Origin of the sequence: Variovorax sp. YR750, assembly GCF_900109805.1 — a bacterium.
Classification (GTDB): domain Bacteria; phylum Pseudomonadota; class Gammaproteobacteria; order Burkholderiales; family Burkholderiaceae_C; genus Variovorax; species Variovorax gossypii.
In genome coordinates this window covers 1-18,422 of record NZ_FOBJ01000019.1, presented here as the reverse complement: position 1 = coordinate 18,422, position 18,422 = coordinate 1, and the positions used below count along the sequence as shown (strand labels likewise).

Genomic DNA, 18,422 nt, shown 5'->3' with positions numbered 1-18,422 from the left:
CCTCAAATTATACAGCGCTTCTTCGCCCTCTTGAAAGATCAACGCCAAGTTGTTTGAGTTTTCTGTAGAGATGGGTGCGCTCGAGGCCGGTTTTCTCGGCGACGCGGGTCATCGAGCCGTTCTCCATCGCGAGGTGGAACTCGAAGTACGCCTTCTCGAATCCGTCGCGCGCGTCGCGCAGCGGGCGGTCGAGGTCGAAGCTCTGGGTCGATTGCGGGCCGGCATCGGCCACGGGCACCGAGGCCAGCGACGCCATCAGCAGGCTGTCGCCCGTCGTCGTGATGGCTGCCGACTGGCTGCCGGTGACCGGCGCGGGCACCACGCCCGCGGCGGCACGGCGTGCGTTCTCGCGGGCCAGGCCCTGCTCCACCGCCTTGAGCAGCTTCTGCATGGTGATGGGCTTTTCGAGGAAGGCGAACGCGCCGATGCGCGTGGCGTCGACCGCGGTGTCGATGGTGGCGTGGCCACTCATCATGATGACGGGCATGGTCAGGAGGCCCGCGGTGGACCACTCCTTGAGCAGCGTGACGCCGTCGGTATCGGGCATCCAGATGTCGAGCAGCACGAGGTCGGGCCGTGCGCGCTGGCGTGCAGCGCGAGCTTCGGCTGCGTTCTCCGCGAGCTCCACGTTGTGGCCTTCGTCATTGAGAATTTCGAAGAGCAGGTCCCGGATGCCCAGCTCGTCATCGACCACGAGAATGTTTGCCATGAGTGATGCTTGTTGTGTGCGCTGGTGTCTGCAATGTTTGTCGAGTCGCTGGCCGATCCGTCGCCTGTGCGACGGACATTCGTTCGTGCGTGCGGCTCAGGCGGCGGAAGACTTCGACGAATCTTCGGTGTGAGCGACCGCTGCCTGCGGCTCGCCTGCCAGCGCGAATGATAGCGAGACTTGTGCCCCCGCTACAGCCCCATCGACGACGCGGTTGGAAAGCTCGATGCGCGCACCATGCTCGTCGGCGATCTTCTTGACGACCGCCAGCCCTAAACCGGTACCTTTTGTTTTCGTGGTGACGTAGGGCTCGAACGCGCGCTTGAGGATGTTCTCGGCGAAGCCCGGTCCGGTGTCCTGCACGGTCAGTCGCACGCGCTGGCCGGAGTCGCCGAGCCGCGTGCGGATGGTGACCTCGCCGACCTTGCCCGTGCCGCTGGCGGCGGCCTCGGCGGCGTCCTGCGCGTTTTGCAACAGGTTGTGTATGACCTGGCGGATCTGCTGCGCGTCGCCACGGATGGGCGGGCAGCGTTCGTCGAGTTCGGAGCGCAGCGTGATCGGCAGGTTCTCCGCGCTATAGAGCTGGAGCACGTCGGTCAGCAGTGCGTTCAGGTCCACCGGCTTCAGGTCGGCAGCGGGCAGGCGCGCGTAGTCGCGGAATTCGTTCACCAGCCGCTTCATCGCATCGACCTGGTCGACGATGGTCTTCACCGACTTCACGAGCACGGCCTGCTCGGGCGGCTGGACCTTGCCGGAGAGCTTCATCTCGAGCCGCTCGGCCGAGAGCTGGATCGGCGTGAGCGGATTCTTGATCTCGTGCGCGAGCCGGCGCGCCACTTCGCCCCAGGCCTGCGCGCGCTGGGCCGAGACGATCTCGGAAATGTCGTCGAACACCAGCAGCCGCGCGGCACCGGGCAGTTCGGCGCCACGCGCGACGATGTTGATGGCACCGTCCTGCTGCGGCAGGTCGGCACCGGAGGCATGCAGCTCGAAGGCATGCTGCCAGTGGTCGAGGCCGTGCTGCATGCGCTCGACGAGAAAGTCCTCGAACTGCTGCTGCACCTTGGCACCGAACTCCGCCAGCCCAGGCACTTCGACGAGCAGCCGGCCTTCGTAGGCCGCGAGCGGCGCGCGCAGCACGCGGGTCGCGCCCGGGTTGGTGGACAGCACGGTGCCCTTGGCATCGAGCACGATCACGCCCGAGGTCAGGTTGTCGAGGATGGTCTGCAGGTTGGCCCGCGCCGCGTCGAGCTGGCCCATGGTCTTCTCGACCGCGCCACGCGCATCGGCCAGCTGTTGTGTCATGACGGCGAAGGAGCGCGTAAGGCCGCCCAGCTCGTCCTTGCCCTGCAGCACGGCGGTGGGCCTCAGGTCGCCGGCGGCCACCTGCCGCACGCCGTCGGCCAGCACGAGCAGCGGGCGCGCGAGTTGGTTGCCGAAGAGCACGGCCAGCAGCACCGCGCCGAACACGGCGAGGAACAGGCTCAGCGTGAGCGTGCCGATGTACATGCGGCGTAGCCCCTCGCGCGCGATCGCACGCTCCTGGTACTCGCGGTTGGCCTCCTGCACGTCCAGCGCGTTCTTGACCACCGCCGGCGGCAGCGGCCGCGTGACCTGCAGATAGCGCGGCGCGGTGTCGAAGTCGAAACCCGGCCTTTGCACCATGGCGAGCGCACGCACGCTCGCGACCGGCGGAGTGGCGCCAGCCGCGGTGGTTTCGTCAAGCCCCTCGACGTGCGCGACGGCGCGCTCGGGGCGCACCTGGCGAAACTGCTGCACGGTCGGGCGCTCGGGATTGAGCTGGAAGCGCGAGGTGCCTGCACTGGCCACCAGCTGGCCGCTGCCGGTCCAGAGAATGACGTCGCTGGCCTCGAGCTGGTCCCGGATGCGCTCGAGCACCAGGCCCGCGCTGGCGTCGGGCACCTGCGCCAGCTGCGCGCTGGCGCTGCGCGTCTTGACGGCAAGATCGTCGGACAGCGAATCGAGCGTGGCGCGTCCGAGGTTCAGGCCGGCGTCGAGCGCGCCTTCCACCTTGACGTCGAACCAGCTCTCGATCGACCGCGCGACGAACTGGTACGACACCACGTAGACCAGCGCGCCCGGCACCACCCCCACCAGCGCGAAGATGGCCGCGAGCTTGATGAGCAGCCGGCTGCCGAACTTGCCCTGTCGCAGGCGCCGCAGCAGGCGAAAGGCCACCCAGCCGATCACCAGCACCAGCAGAACCGCCACCACGACGTTGATGCCGAACAGGCGCACGTAGTAGCGCTCGTACAGCGCGCGATTGTTGGTGGCCTGGGCCAGCAGGAACATCAGCACGAGGCCGATGGCCGTGACCAGCGCGGCTCCGACACCGATGGCCCAGCGCCGGGCCCGCGCGCGGCTCGCGGCCGACGAGGCCGACGAGGCCGACGTGCCGCCGCGCTCCGGCGTGCTCACTTCTGCTTCTCCACCGCGAGACGCGCGGTGCGCTCGACGGCGATGTTCCAGTCGGACTGGCCGACCACGCCGATCTGGAAGGGGCGCGGCAGCTGCGAGGTGTCGAGCCTGAACCGGAACGTGACCTGGTGCTGCGGATCGTCGCCGATCTCGGCCACGTCGCCCATGCGCAGGCGGCCGACTCGCTTGATGGCATCGAGCGCATCGCCGAGGGTGTCGAAGTTCTGGTTCAGCGAGATGCCCAGGCCGGCCGCGCCGGTCATCGGCGCCGCCGACACGTTGAGCCGCCAGCGCCGCGTGAGCGGCTGGTAGGCCAGCCGCATGTGGCGCGTGACCTGCGCGACCTTGCGGTCGGTCCAGTACCAGCGCTCCTGGAAGAGTTCGGCCTCGGCCACGAAATAGACGGCGATGCCCTTGTCGAGCACCTCCTCGACCAGCGAGGGCAGCTCGAACTGCACCGCGGCACTGAAGTAGATGCCGTCGTCGGACTGCTCCAGCCGCATCTGGGTGATCGACGCGCCGTTGCGGCCCTGTGCGGAGACCGGAGCCGGCAGGAAGGCCATCCACATCGCCCAGATCCAGAGCAGGACGGGCAGCGACAGGATCAGCCGGCGCCGTCGCTCAACGCGGACGCTTTTCAAGCAGGGCGTAGAAGAAGCCGTCGTGGTCACCAGAGGCATTGTCCGGGACGCTGCGGGCATTCGACCCGCTTTGGGGCAGCAAATGGCCCGGCGATGGCAGCAATCGTGCGTCGGTGTTGTGTACAAGAAACGCATCAATTTGTTGCGAACCCTCTTCGCGGAACACGGAGCAAGTGCAGTACAGAAGCCGCCCGCCGGGCCGCACCAGCGGCCACAGGGCCGCCAGAAGCGCGGCCTGCTGGGCGGCGAGCTGGGCGGTGTCGCTTTCGCGGCGCAGCCAGCGCACGTCGGGATGGCGCCGCACGATGCCCGAGGCGGTGCATGGCGCGTCGAGCAGGATGGCGTCGAAGGGCGTGCCGTCCCACCACTGGGCCGGCCGGGCCGCATCGGCGACGAGCACCCTGGCCTGGAGCCCGAGGCGGGCCAGGGTTTCGTCGATGCGGCGGCTGCGCGTTGCATCGACTTCTAGCGCGGTGACGTCGATGGCGCCGGGGCTCGCCATCTCGAGCAGATGGGCGGTCTTGCCGCCGGGAGCGGCGCAGGCGTCGAGCACGCGCAGCGGCGCGGCCGTCTCGCCGGGCTTCGCTGGCTGCAGCAGGCCGTCGAGCAGCAGCGGCGCGGCCATCTGCGCGGCGGCGTCCTGCACCGAGCAAGCGCCATCGACAAAACCAGGCAGCTGCTGCACGGGGCGGGCGCGAGCCAGCTGCAGGCCGCTGGGCCCCACGCGCGTCGCGCCCAGGCCGACGGCCTCCAGCTCGGCGAGATAGGAAGCAGCGGTCGTCTTCTGGGCATTGACCCGCAGCGTCATCGGCGCCTGCGCGTTGTCGGCACCGAGCACGCGTTGCCACTCGCGCGGATGGTCGCGCCTGAGGCGCTCGATCCACCAGCGCGGATGGTTCCATTGCGCGACGGGTTCGGTGTCGGTGGCGGCCACGAGCTCGTCGCGCTCCCGCAGGAAGCGCCGCAGGCAAGCGTTGATGAAGCTGGCCTGCGCCCGCGTGGCCGGGTTGCGCTTGGCGGCCTCGACGGCCTGGTCGACCAGCGTGAAAGGTTCGTAGGGCGCGTGCGTGGCGTCCCAGGCAAGCGCCAGCGCGGTGCACAGCAATGCATCGGGCAGGGGCGGCGGGGTGCGCTTGGCCAGATGGCGGCGCAGGGCCTCGGCGCGGCCGAGCCAGCGCAGCACCTGGAAGCCGAGCGCCTGCACGCCCGGCCGCAGCGCGGGCTCGACGGCTTCGAAGGCCACCGAGCCCGAGGTGCCGGCCCGGATCGACGCCAGCGCCGTCGCAGTCAGCTGCAGCTGGCGCCAGAGCGGAGGTTGTTGCAGCGGCGGCGTATCGCCATGGCCCCTGCGGGAAGGATCGGAAGGTAGTTCTGACAAGTTGGAGGCGATGGTAACGGGCCGGCCAAAGGCCGGACTTCGCGCATGGAAAGAAGAAGAAACGGAGAGAAACGGTGGTCGAAGCGCGCCGCAAGCTCTATTCAGAGCAGCGGAGCTGCCGGACGCAGACGCACGGCCCATGCCACCAGTACCGCCGGAAACTGCGCGATCGCGGCGTTGTATTGCGCCACCGCCAGGTTGAACTGGCTGCGCGCGATCTCGGCCGCGGCCGAGGGCTCGGGCCAGCCGATCGGCTCGGCGGCGCCGGACACCACGGTCGTTGTCGTGCCGGGCTGCAGCGGTACGGGCCGCGACAGCGTGCCGTCGGCATCGAACACCGTCACCTGGTCGGGGTGCTGGCGCTGCCAGGCTCCGATCCAGACCTGCAGCGCGGTGGCCAGCGCGGCCATGCCGCCGACATCGAGCGGTCGCAGCCGGGTCGCTCCCAGCAGGGTGGCGAGCTGCGCGGTTGCCGCCTGCAGCGGTGCGACCGAAGACAGCAGCTCGCCCGTGGGCGCGGCCTCGGGTTGCGGCCCCGCCGCGATGCTGGCCTGCACGAAATCCAGCTGCTTGCCCAGCGCCGCATCGAGCTGGCCATAGGCCTGCAGCACGGCCGCGCGCAGACGCACCAGCCGGTTGTAGGCACCGACAAACCAGAACAGCAGGATCGCGATCACGATCCAGCCGGCCATCGATTCGGGCAACAGACTCATCGACGACTAAACCTCATGGAAACACAAAGAAAAACGCCCCCCAACCGGGGGCGGTCGGGGGGCGTGATGTACCGGTCATGGCCGGTGATGCTAACCAGTTATTCGGTCGCAGCGCCTTCGCTGGCTTCCGTCGTGCTGGCAGCCGCATCGGCTTCACCGGAGCCAGCCAGTTCGGCTGCTTCCGATTCGGCGATGGCGCGGCGCTCGGCCTCGTCCATGGCGTCCTTGACCTTGCGTGCCTGGTGGTACGCCATGCCGGTGCCCGCGGGGATCAGGCGACCGACGATGACGTTTTCCTTCAGGCCGCGCAGCTCGTCGCGCTTGCCCATGATCGCGGCTTCGGTCAGCACGCGCGTCGTTTCCTGGAACGAAGCAGCCGAGATGAACGAGTCGGTCGACAGCGATGCCTTCGTGATACCCAGCAGCAGGTTGGTGAACGTCGCGGGGATCTTGCCTTCGGCGCGCAGGGCGTCGTTGGTGTTGAGCATTTCGCTGCGTTCGACCTGTTCGCCGGAGATGTAGCTCGTGTCGCCGATGTTGTCGACCACGACGCGGCGCAGCATCTGGCGAACGATCACCTCGATGTGCTTGTCGTTGATCTTCACGCCCTGCAGGCGGTACACGTCCTGCACTTCGTCCACGATGTAGCGCGCCAGTTCTTCCGAACCCAGCAGGCGCAGGATGTCCTGCGGGTCCGCCGGGCCGTCGACCACGGATTCGCCCTTGTTCACCACCTGGCCTTCGTGCACCAGGATGTTCTTTTCCTTCGGCACGAGGTCTTCCCAGACCGTGCCTTCCGGATCGGTGATCTGCAGGCGGATCTTGCCCTTCGTTTCCTTGCCGAACGACACGGTGCCGGTCATTTCGGCCAGCATGCCCTTGTCCTTCGGCGAACGGGCTTCGAACAGCTCGGCAACGCGCGGCAGACCGCCGGTGATGTCGCGGGTCTTCTGGCCTTCGACCGGAATACGCGCCAGCACTTCGCCGGGGCCCACGTCCTGGCCGTCACGCACCTGCACCAGCGCGCCGATCGGGAAGCCGATCGTCACCGAGTGGTCGGTGCCCGGGATCTTCACTTCGGCGCCGGAGGCGTCGATGAGCTTCACCTGCGGACGAACGACCTTGGCGGCGCCGCGGCGCTTCGGGTCGATCACGACCAGGGTCGACAGACCGGTCACTTCGTCCACCTGCTTGGCGACCGTGAGGCCTTCCTCGACGTTCTCGAACTGCGTCTTGCCGGCGAATTCCGTGATGATCGGGCGGGTCAGCGGGTCCCAGTTGGCCAGGACATGGCCAGCCTTGATCTGCTGGTCGGCCTTGACCGTCAGGGTCGCGCCGTACGGCACCTTGTGGCGCTCGCGCTCGCGGCCGTGCTCGTCGTGGATGATGATTTCACCCGAACGCGAGATCACGACCAGCTCGCCCTTGCTGTTGGTCACGTAGCGCATCGTGGCGTTGAAGCCGATCGAGCCGTTCGACTTGGCTTCCACGCTCGAGGCGATGGCGGCGCGCGAAGCGGCACCACCGATGTGGAAGGTACGCATCGTCAGCTGCGTGCCCGGTTCGCCGATGGACTGGGCGGCGATCACACCGACGGCTTCGCCGATGTTGATCAGGCCGCCGCGGCCCAGGTCGCGGCCGTAGCAGGTCGAGCAGATGCCGAAGCGGGTTTCGCAGGTCAGCGCGGTACGCACCTTGACCTCGTCCACGCCCTGCGCCTCGAGCTCCTCGATGGTGTCCTCGTCGAACATCTCGCCGGCCTTCAGCAGCACCGCGCGGTTCTCGGGGTGCAGCACGTCGTCGGCAGCGGTACGGCCGAGGATACGGTCGCGCAGCGATTCGATGACTTCACCGCCTTCGACGATGGCGCGCATCAGGTAGCCGCCGTGCGTGCCGCAGTCCTGCTCGGTGACGACCAGATCCTGCGTCACGTCGACCAGACGACGGGTCAGGTAGCCCGAGTTCGCCGTCTTCAGCGCCGTGTCGGCCAGACCCTTACGGGCACCGTGGGTGGAGATGAAGTACTCCAGCACGTTCAGGCCTTCGCGGAAGTTCGCGGTAATGGGCGTCTCGATGATCGAGCCGTCAGGCTTGGCCATCAGGCCGCGCATGCCGGCCACCTGGCGAATCTGGGCCGCGGAACCGCGGGCACCCGAGTCGGCCATCATGTAGATCGAGTTGAAGGACTCCTGCTCGACTTCCTTGCCGTTGCGGTCGATGACCTTCTGCTTCGACAGCTTGGCCATCATCACCTTCGACACTTCGTCGCCGGCCTTGCCCCAGATGTCCACCACCTTGTTGTAGCGTTCGCCGGAGGTCACGAGACCCGAGACGTACTGCTGCTCGATCTCCTTCACTTCCTTGGCCGAGCGCTCGATGATGCCGTGCTTCTCCGAAGGCACCAGCATGTCGTCGATGGCGATCGAGATGCCGGCCTTGGTCGCCAGGCGGAAGCCGTTCTGCAGCAGCTTGTCTGCGAAGACAACGGTTTCCTTCAGGCCGCACTTGCGGAACGAGACGTTGATGAGCTTGGAGATCTCCTTCTTCTTCAGCGCCTTGTTGATGTTCGAGAACGGCAGGCCCTTCGGCAGGATCTCGGACAGCAGCGCGCGGCCCACGGTGGTGTCCACGAGCGAGGTCGACGGCGTGAATTCGCCGGTTTCCTTGTTCTTGGTGTACTCCGTGATACGCACTGCCACCTTGGCGGTGAGTTCGACTTCGTTGGCGTCGAGCGCGCGCTGGACCTCACCGATGTCGGAGAAGACCAGGCCTTCGCCCTTGCCGTTGATGCGGTCGCGGGTCGTGTAGTACAGACCCAGCACCACGTCCTGCGAAGGAACGATCGACGGTTCGCCCGAAGCCGGGAACAGCACGTTGTTGGAGGCCAGCATCAGCGTGCGGGCTTCCATCTGCGCTTCCACCGACAGCGGCACGTGGACGGCCATCTGGTCGCCGTCGAAGTCGGCGTTGAATGCCGCGCAGACGAGCGGGTGCAGCTGGATGGCCTTGCCTTCGATCAGGATCGGCTCGAAGGCCTGGATGCCCAGACGGTGCAGCGTAGGAGCGCGGTTCAGCATGACCGGGTGCTCCTTGATGACCTCTTCCAGGATGTCCCAGACCACCGGCGTGCCCGATTCGACTTCCTTCTTGGCAGCCTTGATCGTGGTCGCGATGCCCATGGCTTCGAGGCGCGAGAAGATGAAGGGCTTGAACAGCTCGAGCGCCATCAGCTTCGGCAGGCCGCACTGATGCAGCTTGAGCGTCGGGCCCACCACGATGACCGAACGGCCCGAGTAGTCGACGCGCTTGCCCAGCAGGTTCTGGCGGAAGCGACCGCTCTTGCCCTTGATCATGTCGGCCAGCGACTTCAGTGCGCGCTTGTTGGCGCCCGTCATGGCCTTGCCGCGGCGGCCGTTGTCCAGCAGCGAGTCGACGGCTTCCTGCAGCATCCGCTTCTCGTTGCGCGCGATGATTTCCGGAGCCTTCAGCTCCAGCAGGCGGCGCAGACGCGAGTTGCGGTTGATGACGCGGCGGTACAGGTCGTTCAGGTCGGAGGTCGCGAAGCGGCCGCCGTCCAGCGGCACCAGCGGACGCAGGTCCGGCGGCAGCACGGGCAGCACGTCGAGCACCATCCACTCGGGCTTGATGCCCGACTTGCGGAAGGCTTCCAGCACCTTCAGGCGCTTGGAGTTCTTCTTGACCTTGACTTCGGAGCCGGTCAGGTCGCCGCGCAGGCGTTCGATCTCGCTGTCGAGCTCGATGCCTTCCAGCAGGTCCTTGATGCCTTCGGCGCCCATCTTGGCGACGAACTCGTCACCGTATTCCTTGCGCTTCGCGTCGTAGTCGTCCTCGGACATGATGCCGAACTTCTTCAGCGGGGTCATGCCGGGGTCGGTGATCACGTAGGCTTCGAAGTACAGCACGCGCTCGATGTCGCGCAGCGTCATGTCGAGCACGAGGCCCAGACGCGACGGCAGCGACTTCAGGAACCAGATGTGGGCGCAGGGCGCGGCCAGGTCGATGTGACCCATGCGCTCGCGACGCACCTTGGTCTGCGTGACTTCGACGCCACACTTCTCGCAGATCACGCCGCGGTGCTTCAGGCGCTTGTACTTGCCGCACAGGCACTCGTAGTCCTTGATGGGGCCGAAGATCTTCGCGCAGAAGAGACCGTCGCGCTCGGGCTTGAACGTGCGGTAGTTGATCGTCTCGGGCTTCTTCACCTCGCCGAAGGACCACGAACGGATCTTCTCGGGCGAAGCCATACCGATCTTGATGGCATCGAAATGCTCATCGGGCGTGAATTGCTTGAACAGGTCGAGTAGCGATTTCATAAGACTCTTTCCCTTTTCAAATTAGGAACGCTCGAGCTCGATGTCGAGACCCAGCGAACGGATTTCCTTGACCAGCACGTTGAACGATTCCGGCATGCCGGCTTCGATCGAGTGCTCGCCCTTGACGATGCTTTCGTACACCTTGGTACGGCCTTGCACGTCGTCGGACTTCACGGTCAGCATTTCCTGCAGGACGTAGGAAGCGCCGTAGGCTTCGAGCGCCCACACTTCCATTTCCCCGAAACGCTGGCCGCCGAACTGCGCCTTGCCGCCCAGAGGCTGCTGCGTGACCAGCGAGTACGGGCCGGTCGAGCGGGCGTGCATCTTGTCGTCCACCAGGTGATGCAGCTTCAGGAAGTGCATGTAGCCGACGGTGACGGGACGCTCGAACTGGTCGCCGGTGCGGCCGTCGAACAGGTAGGCCTGCGTGCGGCTGTCGGTCAGGCCCTTGGCCTTGGCGATGTCGTCCGGGTAGGCCAGCTTCAGCATGCCGCGGATTTCCTCTTCCGAGGCACCGTCGAACACCGGCGTCGCGAAAGTCGCGCCGTTTTGCAGGTTGCCTGCCATCTCGAGCAGTTCGGTGTCGCTCAGCGAGGCGATGTCTTCCTTGCGGCCCGAACCGTTGTACAACTGCTCCATGAACTTGCGCAGCTCGGCCACCTTGGCCTCCTGCTGCAGCAGGTCACCGATGCGCTGGCCCACGCCCTTGCCGGCCCAGCCCAGATGCACTTCGAGAACCTGGCCCACGTTCATCCGCGAGGGCACGCCCAGCGGGTTCAGGCAGATGTCGCACGGCGTGCCGTCGGCCATGTGAGGCATGTCTTCGACCGGAACGATCTTCGACACCACGCCCTTGTTGCCGTGGCGGCCGGCCATCTTGTCGCCGGGCTGCAGGCGGCGCTTGACGGCCAGGTACACCTTGACCATCTTGAGCACGCCGGCGGGCAGCTCGTCGCCCTGCGTGAGCTTCTTGCGCTTTTCTTCGAACGCGAGGTCGAAGCTGTGGCGCGTCTGCTCCAGCGAGTTCTTGATCGACTCGAGCTGCGTCGCCACTTCGTCTTCCGCCGGGCGGATGTCGAACCAGTGGAACTTCTCGACCGACGACAGGTAGGCCTTGTCGAGCTTGGTGCCCTTGGCCAGCTTGTTCGGGCCGCCGTTGGCGACCTTGCCGGTCAGCAGCTTCTCGATACGGTCGAACGCATCGGCTTCGACGATGCGAAGCTGGTCGTTCAGGTCGAGGCGGAAGCGCTTCAGCTCGTCGTCGATGATCTGCTGGGCGCGCTTGTCGCGCTGGATGCCTTCGCGGGTGAACACCTGCACGTCGATCACGGTGCCTTGCGAGCCCTGGTCCACGCGCAGCGAGGTGTCCTTCACGTCGGAAGCCTTCTCGCCGAAGATGGCGCGAAGCAGCTTCTCTTCAGGCGTCAGCGTGGTCTCGCCCTTCGGCGTGACCTTGCCCACCAGCGTGTCGCCCGGCTGCACTTCGGCGCCGACATAGATGATGCCGGACTCGTCGAGGCGGTTGAGCTGCTGCTCGGCCAGGTTCGGGATGTCGCGCGTGATTTCTTCGGCGCCCAGCTTCGTGTCGCGAGCCATCACCACCAGTTCCTCGATGTGGATCGAGGTGTAGCGGTCTTCGGCGACGACGCGTTCCGAGATCAGGATCGAGTCTTCGAAGTTGTAGCCGTTCCAGGGCATGAACGCGATCAGCATGTTCTGGCCGAGGGCCAGTTCGCCGAGGTCGGTCGATGCGCCGTCGGCCACCACGTCGCCCTTGGCGATCTTGTCGCCGCGCTTGACGATGGGGCGCTGGTGGATGTTGGTGTTCTGGTTCGAACGCTGATACTTGATCAGGTTGTAGATGTCCACACCGACTTCACCGGCAGCCGCTTCGGCGTCGTTCACGCGCACCACGACACGGGTCGCGTCGACGTAGTCGACGATACCGCCGCGGGTGGCCGTGACCACGGTGCCCGAGTCGACCGCGGAAACGCGCTCGATACCGGTACCGACCATCGGCTTCTCGGGACGCAGCACGGGCACGGCCTGACGCTGCATGTTGGCGCCCATCAGCGCGCGGTTCGCGTCGTCGTGCTCGAGGAACGGCACGAGCGATGCGGCCACCGACACGATCTGCGCGGGCGACACGTCCATGTACTGGATGCGCTCGGCCCCGACCAGGATCGATTCGCCGGCTTCACGAGCCGAGACCAGGTCGCCGGTCAGCACGCCGTCCTTGTCCAGGGCCGCGTTGGCCTGGGCGATGACGTACTTGCCTTCCTCGATGGCCGACAGGTAGTCGATCTCGTTGGTGACCTTGCTGTCCACCACGCGACGGTACGGCGTCTCGATGAAGCCGTATTCGTTCAGGCGGGCGTACAGGGCCAGCGAGTTGATCAGACCGATGTTCGGGCCTTCAGGCGTTTCGATCGGGCACACGCGGCCGTAGTGGGTCACGTGCACGTCGCGCACTTCGAAGCCTGCACGTTCGCGCGTCAGACCGCCCGGGCCAAGGGCCGACACGCGGCGCTTGTGGGTGATTTCGGACAGCGGGTTCGTCTGGTCCATGAACTGCGACAGCTGCGAAGCACCGAAGAATTCCTTCAGCGCGGCCGAGATCGGCTTGCTGTTGATCAGGTCGTGCGGCATCAGCGGCTCTTGCTCCGCCTGGCCCAGACGCTCCTTCACGGCCTTCTCGATACGTGCCAGGCCGGTGCGGTACTGGTTCTCGGCCAGTTCGCCGACGCAACGCACGCGGCGGTTGCCCAGGTGGTCGATGTCGTCGACTTCGCCGTTGCCGTTGCGCAGGTCCACGAGGATCTTGACCACGGCCAGGATGTCCTCGTTGGTCAGCACCATCGGGCCGGTCGATTCGTCGCGGCCGACCTTGGCGTTGAACTTCATGCGGCCGACGCGCGACAGGTCGTACGTGTCCGGGTTGTAGAACAGGCGCTGGAACAGGGCCTGCACGGCGTCTTCCGTCGGCGGCTCGCCGGGGCGCATCATGCGGTAGATGGCCACGCGCGCGGCGAACTCGTCCACGGTTTCGTCGATGCGCAGGGTCTGCGAGATGTACGCGCCCTGGTCGAGTTCGTTCGTGTAGATGACCTGCACGTCCTGCACGCCGGCCGTGCGCAGCTTCTTCAGCAGCGCTTCGGTCAGCTCGTCGTTGGCCTTGGCCAGGATCTCGCCGGAGTCGGCGTCGACGATGTTGCGGGCGATCACGCGGCCGATCAGGAAGTCTTCCGGCACGCTGATGTGCGTGGTGCCGCCCTGCTCGAGCTCACGCGTGTGGCGCGCGGTGACGCGCTTGTCCTTGGCGACCACGACCTTGCCCGACTTGTCGGTGATGTCGAAGCGCGCGACTTCGCCGCGCAGGCGCTCGGAGACGAACTCCATCTGCGCGCCGCTGTCCATCAGGCGGAAGTTGTCGTTCACGAAGAAGTTCGCGAGGATCGATTCCGGGTTCAGGCCGATGGCCTTCAACAGGATCGTGACCGGCATCTTGCGGCGACGGTCCACGCGGAAGTACAGCATGTCCTTCGGGTCGAACTCGAAGTCGAGCCACGAACCGCGGTAGGGAATCACGCGGGCCGAGAACAGCAGCTTGCCCGAGCTGTGCGTCTTGCCCTTGTCGTGCTCGAAGAACACGCCGGGCGAGCGGTGCAGCTGCGACACGATCACGCGCTCGGTACCGTTGATGATGAACGAACCCTTGTCCGTCATGAGCGGCACTTCGCCCATGTAGACCTCTTGTTCCTTCACTTCCTTGACCACCTTCGACTGCGAGGTCGACGACTCGCGGTCATAGATGATGAGCTGCACCTTGGCGCGCACGGCCGACGCGAAGGTCAGGCCGCGGGTCTGGCATTCGCGCACGTCGAACGCCGGCTTCGCCAGGTTGTACTCGAGGAACTTCATCTCGACGAAACCGTTGTGCGAGACGATCGGGAAGGCGGCGTCGAACGCGGCCTGCAGGCCTTCGACGGTACGTTGTTTCGGCGGGATGCCGGCTTGCAGGAACGCGGTGTACGCGTCTTTCTGCATCTGCAGCAGGTAGGGGATTTCGACGACGCTGTCGCGATTGCCGAAACTTTTTCGGATGCGCTTGCGTTCGGTGTAACTGTACGCGGACGATTGGGCCATGAGAGCTCCGGTGCTTGAGATCTTCAGCGACTTGTCAGCAGTGCCTGGGCACCACTGCTTGGCGGCTGGCCACTACCAGCCGTTGGCGGACAGCGATGCGTTGCACATCGCCCGAACCAAGGGGTCTTCTGCAGTCGGGGTCAGAAGACACTCAAAAAACATCTCGCTCTGGCTTTTCCGGAGCCCTTCGGGTCTCCGGGAAAGCCGGCAACGAGCCGGCTTTTGAGTGCGCTCTGAAAGCGGCAAAGGCTGGAGGGCCTTTGCAGGCACCTCCAGCCCTCCAGGGGGTCTGAATTACTTCAGTTCCACCTTGGCGCCGGCGTCTTCCAGCTTCTTCTTGGCGGCTTCAGCGTCAGCCTTCGACAGGCCTTCCTTGACAGCCTTGGGAGCGGCTTCCACCAGGTCCTTGGCTTCCTTGAGGCCCAGGCCGGTGATTTCGCGCACTGCCTTGATCGCCGAAACCTTGTTCGCGCCGGCATCGACCAGCACGACGTTGAATTCGGTCTTCTCTTCGACTGCAGCAGCAGCGGCACCGCCACCACCAGCAGCCGGAGCGGCCATTGCAGCGGCGCTCACGCCGAACTTCTCTTCGATGGCCTTGACCAGGTCGTTGAGTTCCAGGACCGTCATGCTGTCGAGCGCGGTCAGAAATGCGTCTTTATCGAATGCCATTTTTGTTTCCTAACAATTGGGTTGAATGTTTCAAACGCAGACAGCTCAAGCTGCCTGTGCTTCTGCCGGGGCATCGGCGGGTGCAGCTTCGCCACCACCGCGCTTCTCGGCCAGCGCCGCGAGCACGCGGGCGGTACGAGAGATCGGGGATTGCATCAAGCCCAGCAGTTGCGCCAGCAGCACTTCCTTCGAAGGGATGTTGGCCAGTTGCTTCACGCCCTCGACGTCCAGGGCCTTGCCACCGAAAGCGCCACCGCGAATGACCAACTTGTCGTTGGTCTTCGCGAAATCGGCCACCACCTTGGCGGCGGCCACAGCGTCTTCGGAGAAGCCATAGATCAGCGGACCGGTCATCTGGTCGCCGACGACTTCAAACGGGCTACCAGCGACAGCACGGCGGGCCAGGGTGTTCTTCAGAACACTCAGGCTCACACCCTTGCTGCGCGCTTCGTTGCGCAGTTTGGTCATATCGGCCACCGTGATGCCACGGTATTCCGCCATCACGAGCGTTTGAGCTTTTGCGGCGAGGCTGGTCACGTCATTGATGACCGCTTCTTTCTCACTGCGATTCAGACTCAAGGTCTACTCCTTTAAATGCGATCTTCGGCCGGAGCCTGGGATCGCGCTTCATGCAGCGACCAACTGTCAGGAACAAAAAATCGACTTCCTTGATTCCTTGCAGTGGGGTCGCCATCTGCGCTGGATACCGGACAGGGAGGTCCGGCGTTTAAGTGCAGCACCCTGCACACCAGCGGTCTTGGATGGCCCGCGGCAACCGAAGCCGCCGCGACCCACCACATCCGCCCCGCCCTTTCGGGTGAGGCAGATCCTTCTTAGCTCGCCGAGATGGTTTGCGTGTCCACGCGGACACCCAGACCCATGGTCGACGAAACAGCCACCTTGCGCAGGTACACGCCCTTGCTGGTCGCGGGCTTGGCCTTGACCAGAGCGTCGATCAGCGCGGCGAGGTTGCCTTGCAGCTTGTCGTTGTCGAACGAGCGACGGCCGATCGTGCCGTGCACGATGCCTGCCTTGTCGACGCGGAACTGAACCTGGCCGGCCTTGGCGTTCTTCACGGCCGTGGCGACGTCCGGGGTCACGGTGCCGACCTTCGGGTTCGGCATCAGGCCGCGGGGACCGAGGATCTGACCGAGCGTACCGACGACGCGCATCGCGTCAGGGGCAGCGATCACGACGTCGAAAGGCATGTCGCCAGCCTTGACCATGGCAGCCAGGTCGTCCATGCCGACGATGTCGGCACCGGCAGCCTTGGCTTCCTCAGCCTTGGCGCCCTGGGCGAACACGGCGACGCGCTTGGTCTTGCCGGTGCCGTTGGGCAGCACGACGGCGCCACGCACGACCTGGTCCGACTTCTTCGCATCGATGCCGAGCTGCACGGCCACGTCGATCGATTCGTCGAACTTGGCGGTAGCGGCTTCCTTGACGATGTTGATCGCGTCAGCCAGGGGGTACAGCTTGGTGCTGTCGACCTTGCCTTCGAGCGACTTCTGCTTCTTGGTGATCTTGGACATTTACACGCCCTCCACATTCACGCCCATCGAACGGGCCGTACCAGCGATGGTGCGAACCGCGGCGTCCATGTCGGCAGCGGTCAGGTCCTTCATCTTGGTCTTTGCGATCTCTTCGAGCTGTGCACGCGTGATCTTGCCGACCTTGTCGGTATGCGGACGTGCGGAGCCCTTCTCGAGCTTGATCGCCTTCTTGATCAGCACGCCGGCCGGCGGCGACTTGATGATGAAGGTGAAGCTCTTGTCGGCGAACGCGGTGATGACCACCGGCAGCGCCAGACCCGGCTCGTAGCTCTGCGTCTGCGCGTTGAACGCCTTGCAGAACTCCATGATGTTCAGACCGCGCTGACCGAGTGCGGGACCGATCGGCGGGGACGGGTTGGCCTTACCAGCTGGCACTTGCAGCTTGATGAAGCCGACGATTTTTTTCGCCATGCTTTTTGCTCCTTGCGGGTGATATCGCCTTGGCTTGCGGCCGAGGCTCCCCGGGGTTAAACGACTCTTCGATCAAAGCCGCGCGCCGAGTCGGACAACGCGCAGCCAGGAGTGGTTCGGACCTCTCGGTCCGGGGCTCAGGTCTTTTCGACCTGGCTGAATTCGAGTTCCACAGGCGTCGCGCGGCCGAAGATCATGACCGACACGCTGACCTTGCTCTTCTCGTAGTTGACTTCCTCGACGGTGCCGTTGAAGTCGGTGAACGGACCCTCCTTGACGCGCACGAACTCACCGACGGTGAATTCGATCTTGTGGCGCGGCTTCTCGGTGCCCTGCTGCATCTGGCTGACGATGTCCTCGACCTCTTTCTGCGAGATCGGGGCCGGACGGTTCTTGGCGCCGCCCACGAAGCCCGTCACCTTGTTGGTGTGCTTCACCAGATGCCAGCTTTCGTCGTCCATGATCATCTCGACCAGCACATAGCCGGGGAAGAAACGGCGCTCGGTGGTGCGCTTCTGGCCGTTCTTGATCTCGACCACTTCTTCGGTCGGAACCAGGATGCGGCCGAACTTGTCCTGCATGCCGGCGCGGTTGATGCGCTCGGTGATGTTGCGCTCGACGGCCTTTTCCATGCCCGAATAGGCATGCACCACGTACCAACGCAGATCAGGGTTGGCGGCAGGAGCCAGCACGGAGGTGTTTTCTTCCTCCGGCGCGCTCGGCGTGGTTTCAACTGCGTCGTCGATCATTTATTTTCTCCAGCCCAGAATGAGGTCGAAAAACACCCATTCGAGCGTCTTGTCGGTGAGCCAGAGGAAGACGGACATGATCGCCACGAAGGCGAACACATAAGCCGTCATCTGCATCGCTTCCTTGCGGGTCGGCCAGACGACCTTCCTGACCTCGCGCCACGAATCACGACCGAACGCCCACAGTTGGCGGCCATTCTCCGAACTGCCGAACGCAGCCACTGCCGCGGCCAAACCGACCAGCAGCGCAGCCCATTGCACCAGCGAGCCCTGACGCGCCAGCAGATAGAACGCCACGATGGCGCCCACTGCCAACACCACCGCCGCGGCCAGTTTGGCCTTGTCGGCGCCGGTGCTCACGGTTTCGATTTGAGAAGTGGCCATGTTCGGCTGATTTCCTGTGACCCGAAGGCCTTCAATTCAATGCGTCTCTTGAGACGCCGAAGCCCGTCGGGACGCGACGGGCTTTTCGGAGTGCCACCTAAGTGGCAGGGGCAGTAGGAATCGAACCTACAACCTTCGGTTTTGGAGACCGACGCTCTGCCAATTGAGCTATACCCCTCCGGTACTCTTCGCGCTCGGCTTACAGGTCGAGGATCTTCGCCACGACGCCCGAACCCACGGTACGGCCGCCTTCGCGGATAGCGAAGCGCAGGCCTTCTTCCATGGCGATCGGA

At 65.2% G+C, this 18,422-nt stretch carries 13 protein-coding genes, 1 tRNA gene and 1 pseudogene; all 15 read right to left on the bottom strand.

The window, feature by feature from the left end; translation table 11 throughout:
- Window positions 1-7: 7 nt before the first annotated feature.
- Window positions 8-709 (bottom strand): response regulator, encoded by a 702-nt coding sequence (locus BMY35_RS31440; protein ID WP_093207017.1) that lies wholly within the window; start codon window positions 707-709, stop codon window positions 8-10.
- A 96-nt stretch (window positions 710-805) separates the two neighbouring features.
- The gene (locus BMY35_RS31435; RefSeq protein ID WP_093207015.1) at window positions 806-3,148 is read right to left on the bottom strand and encodes a sensor histidine kinase; all 2,343 of its coding nucleotides are present in this window, start codon (window positions 3,146-3,148) and stop codon (window positions 806-808) included.
- A complete protein-coding gene (locus BMY35_RS31430; protein ID WP_093207012.1) occupies window positions 3,145-3,789 on the bottom strand; it encodes a DUF4390 domain-containing protein in 645 nt (214 codons plus the stop codon). The genes BMY35_RS31435 and BMY35_RS31430 overlap by 4 nt, the downstream gene beginning before the upstream one ends.
- On the bottom strand, window positions 3,770-5,167 hold the full coding sequence (rsmB, locus tag BMY35_RS31425) for a 16S rRNA (cytosine(967)-C(5))-methyltransferase RsmB (RefSeq protein WP_177213752.1): 1,398 nt from the start codon (window positions 5,165-5,167) through the stop codon (window positions 3,770-3,772). Before rsmB ends, BMY35_RS31430 begins: the two co-directional genes overlap by 20 nt.
- Window positions 5,168-5,268: 101 nt before the next feature.
- Window positions 5,269-5,880, bottom strand: coding sequence for a LemA family protein (locus BMY35_RS31420; protein WP_093207009.1), 612 nt, complete (start codon window positions 5,878-5,880; stop codon window positions 5,269-5,271).
- Window positions 5,881-5,978: 98 nt separating this feature from the next.
- Window positions 5,979-10,214, bottom strand: a complete 4,236-nt coding sequence (rpoC, locus tag BMY35_RS31415; protein WP_093207007.1) for a DNA-directed RNA polymerase subunit beta' — start codon at window positions 10,212-10,214, stop codon at window positions 5,979-5,981.
- Window positions 10,215-10,235: 21 nt separating this feature from the next.
- On the bottom strand, window positions 10,236-14,360 hold the full coding sequence (rpoB, locus tag BMY35_RS31410; RefSeq protein WP_093207004.1) for a DNA-directed RNA polymerase subunit beta: 4,125 nt from the start codon (window positions 14,358-14,360) through the stop codon (window positions 10,236-10,238).
- Window positions 14,361-14,654: 294 nt separating this feature from the next.
- Window positions 14,655-15,032: a 50S ribosomal protein L7/L12 gene (rplL, locus tag BMY35_RS31405; RefSeq protein WP_093207002.1), complete on the bottom strand. Its 378-nt coding sequence runs from the start codon at window positions 15,030-15,032 to the stop codon at window positions 14,655-14,657.
- A gap of 45 nt (window positions 15,033-15,077) precedes the next feature.
- Window positions 15,078-15,611, bottom strand: coding sequence for a 50S ribosomal protein L10 (rplJ, locus tag BMY35_RS31400; protein WP_019658335.1), 534 nt, complete (start codon window positions 15,609-15,611; stop codon window positions 15,078-15,080).
- A gap of 254 nt (window positions 15,612-15,865) precedes the next feature.
- Complete coding sequence (rplA, locus tag BMY35_RS31395) at window positions 15,866-16,564, bottom strand: 50S ribosomal protein L1 (RefSeq protein WP_093206999.1); 699 nt, start codon at window positions 16,562-16,564, stop codon at window positions 15,866-15,868.
- Window positions 16,565-16,996, bottom strand: a complete 432-nt coding sequence (gene rplK, locus BMY35_RS31390) for a 50S ribosomal protein L11 (RefSeq protein ID WP_093206996.1) — start codon at window positions 16,994-16,996, stop codon at window positions 16,565-16,567.
- 137 nt (window positions 16,997-17,133) lie between these two features.
- Window positions 17,134-17,745, bottom strand: coding sequence for a transcription termination/antitermination protein NusG (gene nusG, locus BMY35_RS31385; protein ID WP_093206992.1), 612 nt, complete (start codon window positions 17,743-17,745; stop codon window positions 17,134-17,136).
- Window positions 17,746-18,129 (bottom strand): preprotein translocase subunit SecE, encoded by a 384-nt coding sequence (secE, locus tag BMY35_RS31380; RefSeq protein WP_019658339.1) that lies wholly within the window; start codon window positions 18,127-18,129, stop codon window positions 17,746-17,748. It lies immediately after the preceding gene.
- Window positions 18,130-18,231: 102 nt separating this feature from the next.
- Window positions 18,232-18,307 (bottom strand) — tRNA-Trp (locus tag BMY35_RS31375).
- Between the two features lie 21 nt (window positions 18,308-18,328).
- A pseudogene (locus BMY35_RS31370) lies at window positions 18,329-18,422 on the bottom strand (elongation factor Tu); the annotation flags it as partial.